This window comes from Gimesia chilikensis, assembly GCF_007744075.1.
GTDB classification, from domain to species: Bacteria; Planctomycetota; Planctomycetia; order Planctomycetales; family Planctomycetaceae; genus Gimesia; species Gimesia chilikensis_A.
In genome coordinates, this window is sequence record NZ_CP036266.1 from 1,113,001 (window position 1) to 1,134,781 (window position 21,781).

15 protein-coding genes are annotated in these 21,781 nt (G+C 54.2%); 10 read left to right on the forward strand and 5 right to left on the reverse strand.

What is annotated here, in order from left to right; all coding sequences use genetic code 11:
* Positions 1-5: 5 nt before the first annotated feature.
* The 3 genes from HG66A1_RS04370 to HG66A1_RS04380 all read right to left on the reverse strand — a co-directional run bounded on the left by HG66A1_RS04370 (position 6) and on the right by HG66A1_RS04380 (position 4,127).
* A complete protein-coding gene (locus HG66A1_RS04370) occupies positions 6-1,847 on the reverse strand; it encodes a cbb3-type cytochrome c oxidase subunit I (RefSeq protein WP_145181025.1) in 1,842 nt (613 codons plus the stop codon).
* Positions 1,844-2,680, reverse strand: a complete 837-nt coding sequence (coxB, locus tag HG66A1_RS04375; protein ID WP_145181026.1) for a cytochrome c oxidase subunit II — start codon at positions 2,678-2,680, stop codon at positions 1,844-1,846. The genes HG66A1_RS04370 and coxB overlap by 4 nt, the downstream gene beginning before the upstream one ends.
* A gap of 94 nt (positions 2,681-2,774) precedes the next feature.
* The gene (locus tag HG66A1_RS04380; protein ID WP_145181027.1) at positions 2,775-4,127 is read right to left on the reverse strand and encodes a cytochrome c; all 1,353 of its coding nucleotides are present in this window, start codon (positions 4,125-4,127) and stop codon (positions 2,775-2,777) included.
* A gap of 531 nt (positions 4,128-4,658) precedes the next feature.
* Between HG66A1_RS04380 and HG66A1_RS04385 the strand changes: the two genes are divergently transcribed.
* Positions 4,659-5,666, forward strand: coding sequence for a glutamate cyclase domain-containing protein (locus HG66A1_RS04385; RefSeq protein ID WP_145181028.1), 1,008 nt, complete (start codon positions 4,659-4,661; stop codon positions 5,664-5,666).
* Positions 5,667-5,825: 159 nt separating this feature from the next.
* On the forward strand, positions 5,826-8,225 hold the full coding sequence (locus HG66A1_RS04390; RefSeq protein WP_145181029.1) for a M1 family metallopeptidase: 2,400 nt from the start codon (positions 5,826-5,828) through the stop codon (positions 8,223-8,225).
* Between the two features lie 6 nt (positions 8,226-8,231).
* On the opposite strand, the gene HG66A1_RS04395 is transcribed toward HG66A1_RS04390, so the two are convergent.
* A complete protein-coding gene (locus HG66A1_RS04395; RefSeq protein WP_145181030.1) occupies positions 8,232-8,570 on the reverse strand; it encodes an antibiotic biosynthesis monooxygenase family protein in 339 nt (112 codons plus the stop codon).
* 494 nt (positions 8,571-9,064) lie between these two features.
* Between HG66A1_RS04395 and HG66A1_RS04400 the strand changes: the two genes are divergently transcribed.
* Positions 9,065-9,298 (forward strand): hypothetical protein, encoded by a 234-nt coding sequence (locus HG66A1_RS04400; protein ID WP_145036969.1) that lies wholly within the window; start codon positions 9,065-9,067, stop codon positions 9,296-9,298.
* 114 nt (positions 9,299-9,412) lie between these two features.
* Here the strand turns inward: HG66A1_RS04400 and HG66A1_RS04405 are convergent, their stop codons facing one another.
* Complete coding sequence (locus HG66A1_RS04405; RefSeq protein WP_145181031.1) at positions 9,413-10,663, reverse strand: hypothetical protein; 1,251 nt, start codon at positions 10,661-10,663, stop codon at positions 9,413-9,415.
* A 611-nt stretch (positions 10,664-11,274) separates the two neighbouring features.
* On the opposite strand from HG66A1_RS04405, the gene HG66A1_RS04410 reads away from it, so the two are divergent.
* From HG66A1_RS04410 to HG66A1_RS04440, 7 genes are all read left to right on the forward strand, one after another.
* Entirely contained in the window at positions 11,275-12,267 is a 993-nt protein-coding gene (locus HG66A1_RS04410; protein WP_145181032.1) for a LysR family transcriptional regulator, read from the forward strand.
* Between the two features lie 272 nt (positions 12,268-12,539).
* On the forward strand, positions 12,540-17,159 hold the full coding sequence (gltB, locus tag HG66A1_RS04415; protein ID WP_197996979.1) for a glutamate synthase large subunit: 4,620 nt from the start codon (positions 12,540-12,542) through the stop codon (positions 17,157-17,159).
* A gap of 110 nt (positions 17,160-17,269) precedes the next feature.
* Complete coding sequence (locus HG66A1_RS04420; protein WP_145036975.1) at positions 17,270-18,778, forward strand: glutamate synthase subunit beta; 1,509 nt, start codon at positions 17,270-17,272, stop codon at positions 18,776-18,778.
* Positions 18,779-19,307: 529 nt separating this feature from the next.
* Entirely contained in the window at positions 19,308-19,952 is a 645-nt protein-coding gene (locus HG66A1_RS04425) for a macro domain-containing protein (RefSeq protein WP_145181033.1), read from the forward strand.
* A 97-nt stretch (positions 19,953-20,049) separates the two neighbouring features.
* Positions 20,050-20,436: a tetratricopeptide repeat protein gene (locus tag HG66A1_RS04430; protein ID WP_145181034.1), complete on the forward strand. Its 387-nt coding sequence runs from the start codon at positions 20,050-20,052 to the stop codon at positions 20,434-20,436.
* Between the two features lie 120 nt (positions 20,437-20,556).
* On the forward strand, positions 20,557-21,051 hold the full coding sequence (locus tag HG66A1_RS04435) for a hypothetical protein (RefSeq protein WP_145181035.1): 495 nt from the start codon (positions 20,557-20,559) through the stop codon (positions 21,049-21,051).
* A gap of 72 nt (positions 21,052-21,123) precedes the next feature.
* Positions 21,124-21,777 carry a DUF4291 domain-containing protein gene (locus tag HG66A1_RS04440; protein ID WP_145181036.1) on the forward strand — a complete coding sequence of 218 codons (654 nt, stop codon included), beginning with the start codon at positions 21,124-21,126 and terminating at the stop codon, positions 21,775-21,777.
* Positions 21,778-21,781: the final 4 nt, after the last annotated feature.

A 21,781-nucleotide genomic window follows, 5' to 3' on the forward strand; every position in this document is an offset into this window, starting at 1 on the left:
ACGGGTTAACTGGAAGTTTCCTGATCGTTGTCGGTGTTGTTCTCTGTTTCTGAGTCAGACGGTTTGGGTGGTTCACACTCTTTTTCGGTCTGCATCAGGAAATCTTTGTCGCCGTTATGCACGGCGTATTCATTGGGCCCATGGAAGACGATGGGCGGTTCGTCGAAGTTGCCGTGCGGCGGTGGTGACGGCGCGGTCCATTCGAGGGTGGTTGCATTCCAGGGGTTCCGACCGGCTTTAGGACCGAAGAACATGCTGTAGAAAATATTGATGAACAGCAGGATCTGGGCCGATCCCATGAGGATGGCCGAGATGGTCATGAACTGGTTCATGGGGAGCAGGTGTTCGAGGTAGCCGTGCAGATAGGGATCGGCATAGCGGCGGGGCATGCCCTGCATTCCCAGGAAGTGCATCGGGAAGAAGGTTCCGTTGGCACCGATGAAGGTCAGCAGGAAGTGCGTTTTGCCCAGTTTTTCGTTCATCATGCGTCCGAACATTTTGGGGAACCAGAATTGGATTCCCGCAAAGACGCCGAACAGCGTGGCACCAAAGAGCACATAGTGGAAGTGGGCCACGATGAAGTAGGTATCGTGGAAGTAGACGTCCACGGGGATTGCCGCCATGAAGATTCCGCTGAGTCCGCCGACCACGAACATCGACAGGAAGCCGATGCAGTTGAGGGTGACGGTATTGAATTCGACTTTGCCGCCCCAGACGGTGGCGGTCCAGTTGAAGGTTTTCACGGCAGAGGGGAGGGCGATCATCATGGTGGCGACCATGAAGGCCATCCCGACGGCGGGGTTCATACCACTGGTAAACATGTGGTGTCCCCAGACGATGAAGCCCAGACTGGCGATCGCGGACATGGAGAAAATCATCGGTCGGTAACCGAAGATCGGCTTACGGACCATACAGCTGAGCATGTCCGAAATCATGCCCATCACGGGGAGCAGCATGATGTAAACGGCGGGGTGCGAGTAGAACCAGAACAGATGCTGCCAGAGCAGGGGCTGTCCCCCGCCGATGGTCGGATCAGCGTTGTTGATGATCAGCCCCGAGGGGTAGAAGAAACAGGTGCCCAGCAGACGGTCGGTGACCTGCATGAAACCGCCCGCGGTCAATACGGGCAGAGCGAAGGCCTGCAGAATCGCGGTGATGAACAGACCCCAGATGGTCAGAGGCAGACGGAAGAACGTCATGCCGGGGGCCCGCATGTTGATGATGGTGGTCATGTAGTTGATCGACCCCATCATGGATGAGAAGCCGACAAAGGTGACACCCAGCAGCCAGAGGGTCTGAGCGGTTCCCGATCCGGGAGCTGCCTGAGCCAGGTCGGCCAGAACCGGGTAAGCAGTCCAGCCTGCTGCCGGGCCGCCTGCGTAGGCGAAGCTCATACCGAAACAGATAATGGCTGGCCAGATGAACCAGTAGCTGAGCATATTGAGTTTGGGGAACGCCATATCGTCGGCACCGATCATCAGCGGGATGAGCAGGTTGCCGAAGGTTCCAGCGAGGATCGGGATAATGACGAGGAAGATCATCACGGTGGCATGCATCGTGAAGAGCATGGTATAGAACTCAGGCGAGATCTGTCCTGCTTCGGCGGAGAAGAGCCAGGGGCCGACGATGGGCATCGATTCCCAGGGGAAGGCGAGCTGCCAGCGGACGGCCAGCGCGAGGGCACCCCCGACGATCAGCATCAGCAGTGTTGTGAACAGGAACTGGATGGCGATGATCTTGTGATCGGTGGAGAAGATATACTTCGTGAAGAAATTACCGGGCGCATGATGTGCCTGAGGCTTCAGGATCGGTTGCAGGCCGGTGGGGGATGGATGCACAACGCTCATTTCTCGGTTGCCTCACTCTCAGAATCATTCTCGTTGGCGGCAATCTTGCCCAGCCCGTCGTAAAACTGCTGTTGGGTGAGATTTTTCAGATAGTTCTGGTAGTCTGCTTCTGATTCCACGATCACGTGGGCTTTCATCTTGTAGTGCCCCCAGCCACAGAGTTCGGCACAGACCAGGTCGTAGACGCCTTCTTTGTTGGCTTCAAACCAGACCGGGATCTGCAGGCCGGGCAGGGCGTCCTGTTTGATTCGCAGGGCGGGCAGAAAGAACGAGTGCTGAACGTCTTCGCTGCGGAGCTGAATCATGACCGGCTTGCCGAAGGGGACGTGCAGTTCGTTGACGGAATAGAGATCGTCGGACTGCGGTTTTGGTTGCAGTTTCTTGCCGATAGCGGGGTAACGGAAACGCCATTCGAACTGACGTGCGGTGACTTCCGCGATCGGTGCTTTGACGGCTGCTTCGGGGAAGTATTTCTTGATACGGAAATCGGCCCAGAGGTTCATCTGATACAGGGCGAGGAACAACAGGATCACGCCGGGAATGATGGACCAGATCAGTTCCAGTTTGTGGTTGCCGTGGGTGTAAGTGGCCCGTTCGTCGCGATTATTGGAACCACGCCAGAGAGCATAAACGAGTACCGCCTGTGTACCGACGAAAACGACCGCGGTTACGAACAGGATCAGGTAGAACAGCCCGTCGATGCGGATTCCGAGGTTACTGGCTGCCTGGGCGTTATCGTAGGGAAACGACCAGCCCACCATGGGAGCCATCGCACAAGATACGACAGCCGCCACTGGCCAGAACAGAAAAAATAAACACCATCCTTTACCCACTACAGGTCTCCCCTCTGGTTTTCTGGTTGAGGATATGATTCGTTTTCATTATCAGTCGCTGAAACAGTTGATCCGGTCAGGTTGGGACCTGAACTTATTTGCTGGAATAAGGCAGGCTCATCACGTAGTTGACCAGGTCCCACAATTCTTCATCCGAAAGCGGACCACCGAAGGCCGGCATCGGTGTTCCCTTAATACCGGAGTACATCCGGCGGTAGACGTCGATCGGGCGACGTCCGCCCCGGTAGATACCCCGGTGCAGATCGCGGGGCGGTAACTGGTTGCCCCAGATGTCGTGCAGTCCGCGGTTGGGATATTTTTCATTCGTGGCCGGATTGGTCCAGAAGTCTTGAGTCGCCGTTCCGTTGCCGCGTCCCTGGGGACCGTGACAGGTGGCACACTTGGTTTTATCGCCGAGGTAGAGTTTGCGGCCCCGTTCGCGTGATTCGGGGGTATCGGGAACCCGTGGGGTTTCAGGCACGACCACGGCGTCTTCCATGTTGGCTTCTTCCCAGGCTTCCGCAACGCTGGATGTCGCGAATTCGAGAGTGTCCGGGAAGTCGAGTTCCATGTATTCTTTGAGCTCTTCCATGACGTCTTCGCGAGATTCGCCGCCGTCCTCACTGGTTCGTTCGGCGACCACTTCCTTGGAATAGTCGAAGAAAAGTTCATCGACGATTTTCTTTTCGGTCTCTCCGCGGATGGAAAGCCAGACGACGTAGTTTACGATGGCGGAGACTTCATCTTCGGTGAGCAGTTTGAAGGAGGGCATATAGGTGCCCGCGATGCCTTCTTTGACGGTGCGTTCCAGGTCGGCATTCTGTGCTTTGGCCGTTGGTTTGGTCGACGTGTATTTGTAGATGCCCTGGCGGAAATCGCGGGGCGGAGGATTCAGGTAGCGCGAAGTCGGCCCGGTGCCTTCACCGCTCATACCGTGACAGTGCATGCAGTGGCGGTTGTAGAGATCGCGACCGAACTGCAGCCGCGTGCATTCCACCAGGAAGGTGTCGCCGGGCTGGGGATCGATGTCTGCGGTCTTGTCCACGGCAATGGTGCCGGTTTCGTAGTTGTATTCTTTGATGCGGGAGATCTGTCCCTGTCCCTTGCCCGAGGTCCATTCGAGGGGGAGTCCGAGCAGCTTGGGGTAGGCGTCCTGCAGGCCTTCGACCTGAAAGCGGATTAACTTCTCTTCGCCGGAGCTGGCCTGGACGGTTTTGACGGAGCCTTCAACGTCGCCGAAGTCAGTGGGGAGCCCTTCAAACTGAGTGAGTTCAAAGGGATTGCCAAACTGTCTGACCAATGCTTCTTTCACCGGTTTGGCGGCTTCCGGAACGAGTTCGTTGGTCTTTTCGGAAAAGACGAAGTTGACCTGAGGCTGTTCGCACCCGGTCAGACTGAACAACGGAAAGAGGAGCAACAAGCTTAGACGACTTAACCCAAATCTCACAGAAGTGAATCCTCACTTTATATTATAAGACTGATTTCTGATCGGGTAACACTCGGGGGTAATCCCGTCTGCTCACGGATCCCGATAATCCGCTTGCGAAGCAGCCACACTGATGGTCTTCAAGTTCTATGAAAATACCCGGTTGAGCGGCTAAAACCGCCATCATATCTCAGACAGGTTTGCTTGCGCGGGGTGGGAGGTCTTACGACCCTGGTTACTTAAGTAATTCTGGCGATGCCCAGACGTTCTGACAACCAGCGAATCCCTGTAGAGGGTCTTTTCTCACAAGCAGGAAGGTCATTTCGTCGCTGGTCCCAATCGCGGGAATCACAGCTGTAATATGGTATTTTCTTTGCCTGGCTTTTTCAATCGGCACGGCCTGTCGTTTCCTGAGGAACCAGTGTAAACTGTCGGATCGGCGGTCTCGGGCGAGACTTCCGCTGATTCCTGCATGCATAGAGTTTGACTGAGTTTAAGTGATGCGTTCTCTCTCCCTGTTGTCCACATATCAGTGGAAGTAGATGGGCCGGAATGGGCAACCCGCAAACGGAACTGATTCGAGAATTTGATCGCCTGATCCGCCGGGATCCGGGCAAACGGGGGCTCATTGATTCGGAAGCCCGGTTTGGGCCTTTGTGCACTGATCATTTACTCCATGCCGCCGAGGACCTGGTGCAGGCAGGCACCCATGTGGCGATTACCACTGGTTTTTATATTCCCGCTGCGGAAATCCCGTCTGCAGAGACGGATGGCCCGCCGGGATCGATTCTGCTGGCGATGGTACTGCAGGAGTGTGGCACCCAGACATCGATTGTGACCGATGCGTTGTGTGCACCCGTGGTGGCAGCGACGGCGCGGGCATTTTCTTATCCGGAGAGCCAGATCGATGTGATTGAGGGGGATGACCCCGACTGGGTGACCCGGTTTTATGCGACCCGGAAGGTCAGCCATCTGGTAGCAGTGGAACGGGTCGGCCCCAGCCATACCCCGGACTCCTGGGGCCGACAGGAGCGGGTGGCTGGTTTGGAGCCGACCGCATTTCACGAAAAAGTCCCCTGCGACCACCATGATCGCTGTCACAACATGCGGGGAGAGATCATTGATTCTCATACGGCGCCTCTGCACCAGTTGTTTGAACGTCTGCCCGACTTTTTTCCGGAAGCGAAGTCGATTGGGGTCGGGGATGGCGGAAATGAGATCGGCATGGGGGCGATTGCCTGGGAAGAGCTGGCACGGCGAATCGCTTCGGCGCATGCGGGACTGATTCCGTGCCGGGTGGCTACGGACTGGAACATCGTAGCGGGAACAAGTAACTGGGGGGCGTTGGCCCTGGCGGCGTCGGTCGCGCTGTTGAAAGATCAGAGTGAGACCCTGTTCCGCTGGCAGCGGGAGGAACAGTTGCGGATTCTGGAAGTGATGGTCCGTGAAGCGAACGCCGTCGATGGTGTGACCCGCCAGCGGGAAGCGACGGTGGACGGGCTTCCCTTTCTGACTTACATGCAGCCTTGGGAGGGGATTCTCTCATTTCTGGCCCGCTGATTTCTGCTTTTCTGCGTAAGACAACCAGCGAAAGTCGGCCCGGAAACGGGAAATGGCTTGCATTTCGACAGTGAAACCGGGTTAAAATGGGTTGATTCTCAATCTGATTTTGCTCGCATTCCCTACGCTTAGACTTCAAGACGAACAGTGATTATCTCCATGAACGCTCTCCGCAATCTGTCCGCCCGGCTCCTGGTGACTTCCCGTTTCTTACTGCTGACCCTGTTGCTCCTCTCAGGATCGACGCTCTATGGGCAGGCCGTCAGTAACGATAAATTCAAGCAGGAAGACAAATTCCGACAGCTGGATGAAGTACTGCCTACGCCGAACGGGTTTCGGAATGCATCCGGCGCACCGGGAGAAAAGTACTGGCAGCAGCAGGCGGATTATGAGATCGATGTGGAGCTGGACGACAAGCTGCAGAAGATCATCGGTTCGGAAAAGATCACTTACACGAACAACTCGCCCGATACGCTGAGCTATCTCTGGCTGCAGCTCGATACGAACATTCTCTCTTTCGACTCAGATGCACACCTTACCGGAACGGATTCTCCCTTGGGGAAAGTAGGCTACAAGTCGATGCAGCAGCTGATGGCCAAGGAGACATTTGACGGCAGCATGAAGGTGACTGCGGTTCTGGATGCCGAGGGGAACAAGCTGCCGTATCAGATCATCAAAACCATGATGCGGATCGATCTGCCTCGGCCGTTGAAGACCGGGGAGAGCACACAGTTTTCCGTGGACTGGAGTTACCTGATCAACGATTCCGAGAGCCGCCCCGCGCGTACCGGTTACGAATATTTCAAAGACGATAAGAACTTTCTGTATGAGATCGCCCACTGGTATCCACGCATGGCGGCTTACACCGACAACACGGGCTGGCAGCATAAGCAGTTCCTGGGACGCGGAGAATTCACGTTGGAGTTTGGTGACTTTCTGACGCGGATCACGGTGCCCGACGATCATGTGGTCGCGTCGTCCGGGGTGTTGCAGAATCCGGAAGAGGTGCTGACCGAGACGCAGCGCAAGCGTCTGGATGAGGCCAAAACTGCGAAAAAACCGATGTTTATCATCACTCCTGAAGAAGCGAAAGCGAACGAGAAATCAAAGCCGAAAGGCAAGAAGACCTGGGTTTTCAAGGCGGACAATGTCCGCGATTTCGCGTTTGCCAGCTCGCGAAAATTCATCTGGGATGCCCAGGGACATCAGCTGGAAGGCAAGGCTGAGCCGATTATGGCGATGTCTTATTACCCCAACGAAGGGGAGCCGCTCTGGAGCAGGTATTCGACGCACGCGATCATTCATACGTTGAATGTGTTTTCGAAGTATACCTTTCCCTATCCTTACCCGGTGGCGATTTCCGTGAACGGCCCGGTGGGGGGCATGGAATACCCGATGATCTGCTTTAACGGTCCCCGTCCCGAAAAGGATGGCACTTATTCCAAGCGGACCAAGTACGGGTTGATCTCGGTCATCATTCACGAAGTCGGGCACAACTATTTCCCGATGATCGTCAACAGTGACGAGCGTCAGTGGACGTGGATGGATGAAGGGATCACGACGTTCCTGCAGTTCCTGACCGAGCAGGAGTGGGAAGACGAATATCCGTCCCGCCGCGGGGAACCCCGCGACATGGTGGATTATATGAAGAGCGGTTACCAGGTGCCGATCATGACGAACTCGGAGTCGATCCTGCAGTTTGGTAACAATGCCTATGGCAAGCCGGCGACGGCGCTGAATGTGTTGCGGGAAACCGTGCTCGGTCGTGAGCTGTTCGATTACGCGTTCAAGGAGTATTCCCGTCGCTGGATGTTCAAACGGCCGACGCCTGCGGACTTCTTCCGCACCATGGAAGACGCGTCCGGCGTCGATCTGGACTGGTTCTGGCGGGGCTGGTTTTACACAACCGACCATACCGACATGGCAATCGAGAATGTGCGGCAGTATCAGCTGGAGACCGGTGATCCCTACGTGGATAAGGTTCGGCGGAAGAAGCGTCGCGATGAGGAGCCCGAGTCGCTGTCGGAGATGCGGAACAAAAAGCTGCCTAAACGGACCGAAAAGTTTCCGGAGCTGAAGGATTTCTACAACGAATACGACGAGCTCGACGTGACCGATGCGGACCGCAAGAAATTCGAATCTCATCTTAAGGAACTGGACGCCGATGAGAAGAAGCTGCTGGAGACACAGAATTACTTTTACCTCGTCGACTTGAAGAATCATGGCGGACTGGTGATGCCCGTGATTCTCAAGCTGACCTTCGACGACGACTCCAGCCGGATGTTGCGGATTCCGGCGGAGATCTGGCGGTACAACAACCAGAGCGTTTCCAAGCTGATTCTGACAGAGAAACCCCTCAAAAGCCTGACCCTTGATCCGCACCGGGAGACTGCAGATACACAGCTGTCCAATAACGAGTTCCCCCGGACGATTGGCAAATCGTTCTTCCAACTGGAAAAATCGAAGAAGTCGAAGAACGAAATGCAGAAACAGCGTCAGGCTGAGGAAGCGGAAAAGAAAAAGGACGACAAGAAACCGGCTGAGAAAAAAGAGGAGTAGCCGGGATTACCGGCCGGGATCAGCCGGGCTGGGAAAGTGGTACCCCGACTCGATTTTCGCAATTTCGACCGTATAGTGGGCGTACCATTTGTCTTTCCCAAGTTGTTGTGCTGTAATATGTTCCGGATGCTGCTTCCAGGCCCGAATGGCCTCCAGGCTGTCCCAATAGGAGATTGTGACTCCCGTTCCGTCGGGGGCACGAAACGACGTCAGTTCCAGAAAGCCGGGCTGCTGGCGTGCCTGTTCTTCCATACGGGTCGCCATCTCAGCATAGCCAGCTTTGTCGGGGGTTCGCCGGGAGCGAAAAATGACGGCGTAGCGGGGCGATTTCTGGTTGTCAGTCATGGGAAGAGCCAATTCTGCTGAAAAACAGGAGTCTGGGATCGGGGAGGCCGGATTTCAGGCTTGCCACAAATTCTGGTTTCATAAATAATTTAGACAGTACAACCGCTGTTTTCGATTCATTTTTTCAATGGGAGGACGTTCAAGTGACGGGTTATACGGTCCACACAGGGTCAAGCGAGGATTTTACGAAGGGCTGGGACCGCATTTTTGGTGACAAGACCGTCGAAAAAACGAAGAAAAAGAAGAAATCAAAAAAGAAGACGAGCGCAAAGAAAAAGGACTCGAAAAAGAAAAAGAAATCGTGATTCGTTTCACTTCTTTTCCGACAAAATCAGTGGCGCTGTGACGTTTCGGGCGAAGTCGAGGATCGGCTCAACTGACGTTTCAGCTGGTAAAAAATGCACAGGGCCGTGCTAATGCTTTAGGTGGGGAAGACCGATAATAAACTTCGTGCTTTTCCTGCTTAACGTAGTCAAACACACGACATGGAGGTAATGATGTCAGAAGAAAATGAAGAGTTCGAAGAAATCACCAGTGAAGAAGTCGACCGTGTTGTCGCTGCACTGGAATCACTGATTGAATCTACAGACAGCGAAAATATTCGTTCCTACCTGGAAGAAGCCATGAACGAGATCTACTTCCTCGTTTATGAAGAGGAAGAAGACGAGCTGGATTCTACCGTAGAAGCCTGCGACGACAGCGACGAAGATTTTTCTGAAGCTGCGTAAGTCTCCTCAGAGATACAACGATTGCTGCGCAAACCAGCAAAACTTAAGGCCACTTCCTATGTTCACAGGAAGTGGCCTTTTTTATTGCCTCGATCGGAATGGGGAGTTTAGTGGTTACTCCAGTTCCACGGTGATCGAGCGGGAATCTGTGTCGACCCTGGAAGGCTTACCGAACTTGATCTTCTTCGAAAACGCTTCGATGTCTTCGACCGGGTAAACCTTGAAGGTGGTGATCTCTCCATCGACAGTCGGGATCACCTGCAGGGATTCGGTGTCGTTGGCTGACTGCAGGATCTCATCAATGATCGGATCCTGTTCGCCTGGAGAGAGCTTTTTGTTGACGACGATGCTGATCATCGTGTTGGGATTGATCGGTTTGGCCTCGCCAGGGCTGCCTGCCATAACTCCACCTCGGGCGGCAGCTGCATCTGAGAATCCCTGTTCCATAACGGCTGCAGCCCCCAGCATCAGGAGCATTGGCGCCATTTGAGCCAATGGTCTGACCTGATTGGTGAACTGTTCATTGAATTCTTTTTCCGTTTTCGCATTTTCCAACTGGGCCAGGGTGGCGTTCAGCTGCTTGAAACCTGCCATTGCCTGGTCTTTTTTCGAGGTAATATCCTCGGGCTTTAACTTGTCCAGGCTTTGTTGTGCGCTCTCGATTTTGGATTTCCAGTTTTTGGCCAGGGTCTGGGGAATCCATTTGTCTTCCACTTTGACCATGACTTCTTCCTTGGTTTGTTCACCCGGGACTTCAATTTTGATCGTGGCCTGATCTCCTTCTGAGGAGACGAGGGTGACTTTGGCCTGCTTCAGCTTTTCGGTAAAACCAGGGTCGCCTTCTTTCTGAGGCATCAGTCCCGAAATGGTGGCGAAGTCTTTGGCAATCTGAGAGCCGCTGGTCGACAGGAATTTGCCGCCATCAAAGGTTTTGAGTTTCTCGATGGTCGACAGGTCACTGTTGGCCAGGGAAGCCAGAATATCGACACTGGGATCATAGTATTTCGCGACTTCTTCCGGTGAGGTCTTCGGGCTCTCAAGCATTTCGTTTTTGAGAATGTATTCTTTTTTATCCTGCAGCAGTTTGGCCACTCGTTGAGCGATGGCGAACATTTCATTGTAAATTTCCGGATCCATTTTATCCGCAAACTGGTGAGCCAGGCCATTCACATCGCTCTGGTAGCTGGCGGGCAGAAATTCCCAGACCACTTCCATTTTCTGATCCGCGACGCCCTGCATCAGGTACTGCATCGATTCTGCAGGACCCTCAGGTGGACCGGCCTGCTGGGTTGAGGAACCACACCCGGAGAGCAGAGGCAGAGTTCCGATGAGGAAGAGTGTGAATAGCGGGATAAGTTTTCTCATCAAAGTTCCTTGTTTTGGATGAAGAGAGGTGGCGGACGTGGAACAGGGATTACTGCATCCCTTTACAGTAGTCATTATCGATATTAACCACGCGCGTCTGTTTTGAACAGGTTCGCAGCTGGGTCTGTTATTTCAGATTTGGTGATTCGAGGAACGCAGAATTGCGTGAGGGGGTTTAATAATAATGAGGGATTCCCGCGGCGCTGCGGAAGGGTTCTCTGCTGAAACATAGGTTATTTTCAGCGGATTTCAGGCGGTTTCGATCAGTATAAGTAATTTTAATAGAACCGACGTCTGGCATAAGTGTCTGGCAGATGTGGGAGGCCATTCTGTATCGGAATCTCCTGATGTCTGAGCCGAAGCTGGCAGAACTGAGATCAGCCTGCAGTCGTCCCCATTCTGGGACGGTTCAGAGGCTGTAAGCGTAAGTGTAACATAGTTATATGATTACAGTTTTCGGACATTCCGTAAGTCCGTGGTCCCCGTTTTTCATATGAGCAGACGCTTGACTTATTGCCTTCAGCAACTCTACACTGTGCCGTATTCGAAATTTAAATAGTTCGAAGCAGCTATTATTAGTTTTCCTTATAAAAGGCTCTCGATTCTCTCCCATGCACCTGCGTAATGCCGAACTGTTCTGTGATGTCGTCGTGCACGGCAGCTTTTCCAAAGCTGCTGAGGTTCGTCGTGTGTCCCAGTCGGCAGCCAGTCAGGCCGTGCATGCTTTAGAGAAGCGGCTGGGAGCGCAGCTGATCGATCGTTCGAAGCGTCCGTTTGAATTGACGCCCGCTGGTTCGATTTATTTTGATGGCTGCCAGCAGTTGCTGAGATCCTTCGAGCAGGTCGAGGAACAGGTTCGTCGCGCGATTGGTCAGACAAAGAACCGGGTGCGGATTGCCGCCATTTACTCGGTGGGCCTGGCCCAGATGCACGACTATGTTGAGCAGTTCCAGCACCTGTATCCGGAAGTAATGATCACCCTCGATTATCTGCATCCGGACGAAGTCTATCAGCGGGTCAGCGAGAACCAGGCCGATCTGGGGCTGGTATCTTTCCCTAAGGAAGACAAAGATCTCACCAGCATCCTCTGGCAGGAACAGCCAATGGTCCTGGTGGTCTACCCCGGTCACCGGCTGGCAGATCAGGTCAGTTGTGAGGTAGGGGACATTGAAAATGAGCCCTTCGTGGCATTCACATCAGAATTAGTCGTTCGACAGAAAATGGATCGCTGGCTGAAAAAAGCCGGTGTGCACGTACAGCTGATCCATGAATTTGACAATATTGAGAACATCAAGCGTGCGGTAGAAGCGGAAGCGGGAATTGCGATCCTGCCTCAGCCGACCGTCAGCCGTGAAGTTCAGGATCAGTCATTAAAAATCGTACGCCTGGAACAGGTGGAATGGTTCCGTCCGATCGGAATCATTCAGAGAAAACAGAAGTCGGTACCCGATGACGTGGTATCGAAATTCATAGAAGTCCTGCATGAAAACCCCGCGAATTTCTCAAGCGCTCATCGAGAAACGACCGAGGGATCTGCATCAACGGGAGAGAATTCTTCCAGTATGGATGCATTTTCATTCGGTCCGTTAATAGCGCGAGAGTAAACTGGCAGTTTTCTCTGCAGGTTGTTTCTGGTTGGGATGGATCCAGCTTTTCTGAGTCGGGAGCAGACTCTCCCTTTAAGAAGATTCAGAATTACCGATGGTAGATCTTTGACAGAAAACGTTCCGGTTTCGGCCGGGTCAGGCAGACATGGTTTCCTCAGGGGAGCGTCGTCTGCTGAAGCAGATTACTGAGTGCGAAGCTTGTTCGCGATAAACTGAAGGTGCCCGGGTGGCATCGATTTTGAAAACATTAGTTTGAATGGTGAAGTAAGATGACGAGTCGAACCGTTCGACGTGGAACTGATTCCGAAAACAAAGCACAAAACTCCCTGTTTCAAGTGGGGCGTTTCCCGGAAGCTCATGGGCTCTACGATCCGGAATTCGAGCATGACAGCTGTGGTGTGGGTTTCGTCGCCCATATCAAAGGCAAACGGTCACACCAGATTGTGGTCGACGCCGATGAAATGCTGCGTCATATGACTCACCGTGGCGCCTGTGGTTGCGAAGAAAATACGGGCGACGGTGCCGGTATTCTGGTTTCCATGCCTCACGACTTCCTGCAACGCGTGGTGAAGGAAGATCTGAACCTCGATCTGCCTCCCTCGGGTCATTACGGCATGGGAAATGTCTTCCTGCCGACCGATGAATCACAGCGGGAACACTGCAAAAAGGTCGTGGAAGAGACCGTCAACGCCCAGGGACTGGTTGTCCTGGGCTGGCGTGAACTGCCCGTGGAACCGACCAAGGCCGACATCGGTCCCTCCGCGCTGCGTGCTCTGCCGCACATGGAGCAGGTCTTTATCTCCACTTCAAATCACAAGGTCGCCGATCACGATCACCTCGAACGTCAGCTGTATATCATCCTGAAGGCTTCCAGCCGTCAGTTGCGTGAAGGCAGCAGCCTGCCCCAGGGACTGATGTTCTACTTCTGTTCGCTGTCCAGCAACATCCTGGTTTACAAAGGGATGCTGACTCCCGACCAGGTGATGCCGTTCTACCCCGACCTGCAGGCGGAAGACTTCACCAGCCACCTGGCAATGGTACACTCCCGCTTCTCAACAAACACCTTCCCCAGCTGGGACCGGGCACAGCCGTGCCGCTTCATGGCTCATAACGGGGAAATCAATACCCTGCGTGGGAACGCCAACTGGATGTTTGCCCGCCAGGGAATGATGTCCAGCGAGCTGTTCGGCGACGATCTGAACAAGCTGTTCCCGATCATCGAGCCGCACTGCTCAGACTCGGGTAACTTCGACAACGCACTGGAACTGCTGCTGATGTCCGGTCGTCCGCTGCCGGAAGTGATGATGATGATGATTCCAGAAGCCTGGCAGAACCATCATTCCATTTCCGTCGCTAAGCGTGCGTTCTATGAATATTACTCCGCCTTGCAGGAACCATGGGACGGGCCGGCATCAGTTTCCTTCACCGATGGTAAATGTATCGGCGCCGTGCTGGACCGGAACGGTCTGCGTCCGAGCCGTTACTACGTGACTCACGACGATCGTGTCATCATGGCCAGCGAAGTGGGAACCCTGGAAGTCGATCCGAAACTGGTAAAGGAAAAAGGCCGTCTGCAGCCCGGGAAGATGTTCCTGGTTGACTTCGAAGAAGGCCGCCTGATCCCCGATGAAGAGATCAAAGAAAAGTACGCCACCAAGCGTCCTTACCAGGAATGGCTCCAGAATCAGCGTCTGCGTCTGCAGGACCTGCCACCTGCTGAGAAGATCGATTCGGTTCCGACCGAAGAGCTTTTGTCCCGTCTGCAGGCCTTTGGTTTCACATTCGAAACGCTGAAGTTCATGTTGATTCCGCTGATCAAGGCCAAGAAGGATCCCATCGGTTCCATGGGGAACGATGCGGCCCTGGCCTGCCTCAGCGATCAGCCCCGCCTGATTTACGATTACTTCCACCAGCTGTTCGCCCAGGTGACGAACCCCGCGATCGACTCGATCCGCGAGGAAGTCATCATGTCGCTGGAATGTTACATCGGTCCGGAAGGCAACCTGCTGGAATCGACCGAAGACCAGTGTCATCGACTGCTCATTCCCGAGCCGATCATCACCAACGAGCAACTGGCCGCCATCAAGAAGATGGATTACCGGGGCTGGAAAACCAAAACGATCGACGTGACTTATCCCAAGTCGGAAGGGGAAGCCGGTTTCCGGGCTGCCCTGGATCGGATTCGGGAAGAAGCCTCTCAGGCGATCGCCGATGGCTTCAGCCTGATCGTGGTTTCGGACCGGGCCGTCTGTAAAGATCGTGTCGCTCTGCCGACCCTGGTTTCCTGTGGTGCGATTCACCATCACCTGGTTCGCAACGAACAGCGTACGCAGATCGGGATCGTGCTGGAAACCGGCGAAGCCCGCGAAGTGCATCACCACTGTCTGCTGTTCGGCTACGGTGCCGATGCAATCAACCCCTACATGGCCTTCGAAGCCCTCTGGCACTCGCTGGAAGTCGGCGAGCTGGATGCGAAGAAATGGGACCGCGCTTCCATCGTGGCCGCTTATCGCAAAGGTGTCTGCAAAGGGATGCTGAAAGTGATGGCCAAGATGGGTATCTCGACCCTGCAGAGCTACAAGGGCGCCCAGATCTTCGAAGCCGTCGGTCTGAACCAGGAAATCATCGAAGCCTGTTTCTCGGGAACCGCCAGCCGGATCAAGGGAATTGGTTTTGACGTGGTCGCCAAAGAATGCGAAATGCGTCACAACATCGGCTACCCGCAGCGGGATCAAAAGCGTCTGCCCGTTCTGCCTAACCCCGGTGTGTACCACTGGCGGGCCAACGGAGAAAAGCACTCCTGGTCACCGGAAAACATTGCCAACCTGCAGGCTGCTGCGAGCTCGGGCGACAAGAATGCTTACAAGCAGTTCGCGAAAGCTGTCAATGAAGAGACAACCCGGCAGTGTCACCTGCGTGGTCTGCTGGCCTTCAAAAAGCGGGAACCGATTCCGCTGGACGAAGTCGAACCGGTGACGGAAATCGTCAAGCGATTCTGTACCGGTGCGATGAGCTACGGTTCGATCTCGGCTGAATCTCACGAAGCCCTGGCGATCGCCATGAACCGCCTGGGTGGTAAGAGTAACACCGGTGAAGGGGGCGAAGATTATTCGCGCTTCAAGCCGCTGGATAACGGCGATTCCAAACGGTCGGCCATTAAGCAGATCGCTTCCGGGCGGTTTGGTGTGACCAGCTGGTATCTGACCAACGCTGACGAACTGCAGATCAAGATTTCTCAAGGTGCGAAGCCGGGAGAAGGGGGCGAACTGCCCGGGCATAAGGTCAATAAGATCATTGCTTCGGTACGTCACTCCACTCCGGGGGTCGGGCTGATCAGTCCTCCGCCGCACCACGATATTTACTCGATCGAAGACCTTTCGCAGCTGATTTACGACCTGAAGAACAGTAACCCCTCGGCCCGGATCAGCGTGAAGCTGGTATCGGAAGTCGGCGTGGGTACGATTGCTTCGGGTGTGGCCAAAGGTCATGCCGACAACATCCTGATCTCGGGAGCCTCCGGTGGTACCGGGGCCTCTCCGCTGACCAGTGTGAAGCACGCCGGTCTGCCCTGGGAACTGGGGATTTCGGAAACCCACCAGACGCTGGTGCTCAACGATCTCCGCAGCCGTGTGCGTCTGCAGACTGACGGTCAGCTGAAGACCGGTCGCGACATCATCATTGCGACTCTGTTGGGAGCCGAAGAGTACGGCTTCTCCACCGGGCCGCTGATTACCATGGGCTGTATCATGATGCGTAAGTGTCACCTGAATACCTGCCCGGTCGGGATTGCGACTCAGAATCCGGAACTGCGTAAGAAGTTCGCCGGTCAGCCCGAGCACGTGGTCAACTACTTCTTCCTGCTGGCAGAAGAGGCTCGTGAAATCATGGCTGAACTCGGATTCCGCACCATCAACGAGATGGTCGGACGCAGCGATGTACTGGAACTGGATGAAGGGGTTGCTCACTGGAAAGCGAAGCACCTGGACCTGACTCCAATTCTGCGACTGGCTGAAAAGCCACACGAAAACGTGGGTACTTATTGCACGATGGACCAGCAGCACGGTCTGGAAGTCGTGATTGACAACCTGCTGATCAGCGAGGCACAGCCTGCGATCCAGAATGGTGAGTCGGTCACCATCGATGTGAAACTCAAGAATACGGACCGGACCTTCGGTACGATGCTGAGCCACGAGGTTTCCAAGCATCATGGTGCAGAAGGTCTACCTGATGAAACGATTCACATCAACAGTAAGGGTTCCGCAGGACAGTCCCTGGGTGCCTGGCTGGCACACGGGATTACCATCGAGCACGAAGGCGATGCCAACGACTATGTTGGTAAAGGTCTCAGTGGGGGACGGATCATTATCTATCCGCCCGAGAATTCGACCTTCAAGCCGGAAGATAACATCATCGTCGGTAACGTGAACCTCTACGGAGCGACCGAAGGTGAAGTTTACATTCGCGGTCAGGCTGCAGAACGTTTCTGTGTGCGTAACTCCGGAGCGAAAGCGGTTGTGGAAGGAATCGGCGATCACGGTTGTGAATACATGACCGGCGGTCGGGCCGTTGTTCTCGGTGAGACCGGACGCAACTTTGCAGCCGGGATGTCGGGTGGTGTGGCTTATGTCTACGACCCCGAAGGTCATCTGCTGCAGAACAGCAATCTGGAGACCGTGGAACTGGAACGGCTGGAAGATGCCGAGGATATCGCCGAACTGAAAGAGCTGATTGACAATCATCGCAAGTTCACCGGTTCGACCGTGGCCAAAGCGATTCTGGATAACTGGGAAAACGAACTGGAACTGTTCAAGAAAGTCATGCCTGTGGATTACAAGCGGGCTTTGCTGGAAATGGCAGCTGAAGAAGCGGAAGCTGCCGCCAGCGTCTAGTGACAAACTGTGTTCCTGTCGCGTCTGAACCGCGTGACAGGAACGCCTTCCCAGGAGCATATTGCTTCTTCTGTATAAGAGCTAACACATTTTTAGAGTGAGATAGAACTATGGGTAAGCCAACCGGCTTCATGGAATTTGCACGAGAACTGGGTGCCGACAAAAAACCGGAACTGCGGATTCTGGACTGGAATGAGTTCCACGATCATCTGACCGATGAAGAGCTCAGCAACCAGGGCGCTCGCTGCATGGACTGTGGGATTCCCTTCTGCCACACCGGGAAAACCCTGGCAGGCATGGCCTCGGGTTGTCCGATTAACAACCTGATCCCCGAGTGGAACGACCACATCTACAACGGTCGCTGGCAGGATGCACTCGACAGTCTGCACAAGACAAATAACTTCCCGGAATTCACCGGTCGTGTCTGTCCCGCACCTTGTGAAGGGGCCTGCGTACTGGGGATTCACGAACCTCCGGTGACGATCAAGAACATCGAGAACTCGATTATCGATCACGCCTTCGATCAGGGTTGGGTCCAGCCGAGTCCTCCTAAAACACGTACCGGCAAGAAGGTTGCTGTCGTTGGTTCCGGTCCTGCCGGCCTGGCTGCCGCCGCTCAGCTGAATACCGCCGGTCACAGTGTAACCGTCTACGAACGCGACGACCGCATCGGTGGTCTGTTGATGTACGGCATTCCCAACATGAAGCTGGAGAAATGGATCGTACAGCGTCGTGTCGATCTGCTGGCTGACGAAGGGGTGGAATTCATCACCAATACTTCGATCGGCGTGGACATCACCGCGGATCAGCTGATGAAAGATTTCGACGCCGTCGTGCTCTGCACCGGTGCGACCAAGCCCCGCGATCTGCCCATTCCGGGCCGTGATCTGAAGGGTGTGCACTTCGCGATGGAATACCTGTCTAAGAACACGAAGAGCCTGCTGGAGTCCGGTCTGGAAAGCAAGCATTACGAGAACTCTCCGGTTGAGGGTTTCATCAACGCCGAAGGCAAGAAAGTTGTCGTGATCGGAGGTGGTGATACCGGTAACGACTGCCTGGGTACCGCGATGCGTCAGAACTGCGAAAGCCTGATCAACCTGGAAATCGTGCCTCAGCCTCCGATGGAGCGGGCCGCGAACAACCCCTGGCCTCAGTGGCCGAAGATCTTCCGCGTGGACTACGGTCACGAAGAAGCAGCTGCCGCGTTCGGTAAAGATCCGCGGATGTTCCAGATGTCGACCCTCGAATTCGTGGGCGACGGCAAAGGCAATCTGAAAGCGATCAAGATCTGCGAAGTCGACTGGTCCAAGCCGGTTGAGAACGGTCCTCCATTCAGCGTGGTTCCTGGTTCGGAACAGGAGCTCGAATGCGACCTGGTCTTCCTGGCACTTGGGTTCTTAGGCCCCGAGCATATCATCAGCGAGCAGCTGAGCCTGGAAACCGACGCCCGTTCGAACTTCAAAGCCGAGCATGAGCAGTACACGACGAACATCGACGGTGTCTTCGCCGCCGGCGACTGCCGACGTGGTCAGAGCCTGATCGTCTGGGCGATCAATGAAGGCCGCGGCGCCGCCCGTGAGTGCGATCGCTACCTGATGGGAGCCACCGAACTGCCGTAATGCTGTGGTGATAAACTGAAAAAAAGAAGCACTCCTGTTTGCGGACAGGAGTGCTTTTTTGTTGCGCCTGGGTGTATGGCGAACATGATTTTGGTTTCTGGTGTCCGTTAGGAACTGGCAATTCGACTACTGTGAATAAAAGGTGCCAGGGTGGCCTCGAATGCAATTCGAGGTTGTCGAAGACAACAGGAAACCGTCAGAGTATGCGTGTCGTTAAGGATCTGGGGCGATCCGTAGCGACTGTATCAGGCTTGTACAATTAAGAAATCGGAGTGCAACACGGTCAGTTTCCTGCTCGCTGCGCTCGGCCCGAATTGCATTCGGGCTCACCCATTATTTATTCGAAGTGAGCGGAATGGCGTCAGGTAGCGGTTTCTGATGTCAGCGTTGACCTTTTTACCGGCGGATATCGTCTTGCCGCTCATGGTGGGGACGCGTTTATGAATTGCCAGGGAAGATTGCACCAGAAAGATTGTCGCCAGGCGGGAGGACACATGGGTCCTCCCCTACTTTTTGAGGATGATCGTTGATGAATTTACCTGTGTCTGATTCGTTTCGACTGCAGATTCGGCTGTCTGCCATTGATGAGCGGCTGTACGCGGCCTGGCAGCGGTGGTGTGGTGATCTGCCGTTTGTTGAGGTGCAGCATGGTTCGATCTTCGAAGTCGCAGCGGATGCGATTGTGAGTCCGGCGAACAGTTTTGGTTTCATGGATGGCGGCATTGATCGGCTCTACCTGGAACGCTTTGGAACACAACTGCAGGATCGGGTGCAGGCACAGATTCGCATCGACCATGCCGGGGAACTGCTGGTGGGGGCCGCGACGCTGGTGGAGACCGGTGATGCAGAGATCCCCTGGCTGATTGCTGCTCCCACGATGCGGGTGCCGCTGCCGGTGGAATCGACGATCAATGCTTATCTGGCGGCACGGGCGATCTTTCTCTTGATTCGAGAAGGGTTGATTCCCGCGGGTGACTATGCAGGACAGCCGGTGCGCGAGCAGGTCAAAACGGTGTCGATCCCCGGGCTGGGAACCGGCGTCGGCAGGATGGACCCGGTGCGGTGTGCGAAGCAGGTGCGTGCGGCACTGGAAGATGTCGTACTGGGTCGATTTGAGTTTCCCGGCAGTACTTCACAGATCCGTAAGCGACATGACCGGTTATTGGGAAAGTGAGTGGAAGCAGTTTCCTGATGAAACAGGAATCCAGATGTTGTAGGATGTGCTCAGTTGAATCATAGATCAATAACTTACGGGATGAGTCAGGTGTGAGATGAGTGCGATTCAAGACGAACTGGATCGAGGAATTGCTCTGTGTGATCAAGCCTGGAGCGATATGTCGCTGTACACAGCAAACTACCTTGAGGCGATCGAGTGTTTTCATAAAGTCCTGGCGCTTGATCCACTGAATACTGATGCCTTGGTTAACCTTGGTTCTGCATTGTCGGATCTGGGTAATCAGCAGGAAGCATTGAAATACTACCATCGTGCTGAGGAAGCAGGCTCTGTTGATCGGAACCTGTTTTATAATATCGGGGTGGCGATGATGAATATCGATCAGTTTACCCGGCAGGAAGCACCGAAGTATTTCCAGCTGGCTGCCACCAAAGAGCCATCGAAAAATACACGGGAAGCGTATTTTGATCCGCACGCACATTGAAGCTCGCTGGTGTTGTGCAGATTTTCGAGTGGGGCTGATCACAGCAACCTGCTAATATCATTGCTGAAGTCGCATCACTAAAGACTCGGTAATTCATGTGAGGATTAACCAGATCAGATCATGGGACAATACTTTTTAATTGCCAATCAGAACAAACAGCAGTTCATTGATCCTTTCAGATTACCGGTAAGCGAAAAAATTTCAGCGCTGTTAAACAGTGATTTGATCAATACTCTGTTGCCCTATCTGATCGTTGGTTCGCAGAACAGACAGTATCTGAAGTTCAAAGAAGCCGGATATTATACACAGAAGTATCTGGGAGCCTGGTATGGTGATCCTGTCGATTTACTGGGAGATTATGATGAGGAAGAGCAGAGTTGGATTGTGCGGTCCGAGTATGAGAATATCAGTATAGAAATCTCAGCCATTGTATTTGAATTGAAACTGGATCTGATGTACCAGATTCTGGAAGAGACGGAATCAGGATCGAGATGCTGGCTGGAGTTAATTCGAGCGGTTGCGGATCTGGACCATCCTCCCGTTTCGTTATTACATGGGCTCAAAGAGCTCTTTGGTGGATCGTGGAAGGATGAGTTGTATCGCCGAATTGGATAATGCGTGGGAGGATCTTTGCACCATTATTATTCCCGTTCCGTTTTACGACCAAAGCCCAGGAAATGAAGACGAATGGTAAGTTTACCTACGGTCAGTTATCGGGAACAAATCAAAATCTGGCCGCAAAGCGGGAAACATATCTTAGCGCACTATGATGCGGAGACCATTGTGGTCTACCAGGCTTACAGCCCGGCGATTGGGAAGTTCGCCGCCCGGCGTGGATACTTCGGAGGGGATTTCAAGTACTCGCGGATGAGCTGGATTAAACCCAATTTCCTGTGGATGATGTACCGCAGTGCCTGGGGAACGTCACAGGGCCAGGAAGTGGTGCTGGGCATTCGTTTGAGGAAATCTTTTTTTGATGCGCTGCTGGACCAGGCGGTGGCTTCTTCCTTTCCCCGTGGAGACGGGCGATTCATAGATCAAACTGAATGGCAGCAGGCGGTGCAGCAGTCTGATGTGCGAATTCAATGGGACCCCGATCATGATCCTATCGGCAATAAGTGTGAGCGACGCGCGGTCCAACTGGGTCTCCGCGGCGCTGCTCTGGAAAATTATGGGAAACGGGAGGCACTGGAAATCATCGACCTGAGTGAGTTCGTAGCAGAGCAACGTCCCTTCGCAGCATCATGGGATCAGGGGGAGTTGCAGACGCCCGTCGAACAGGTTTACGTGCCGGAAGATCCAGAGATTGGGTTGAAGGTGGGAATTGAGTTGACGCGATAGGCTG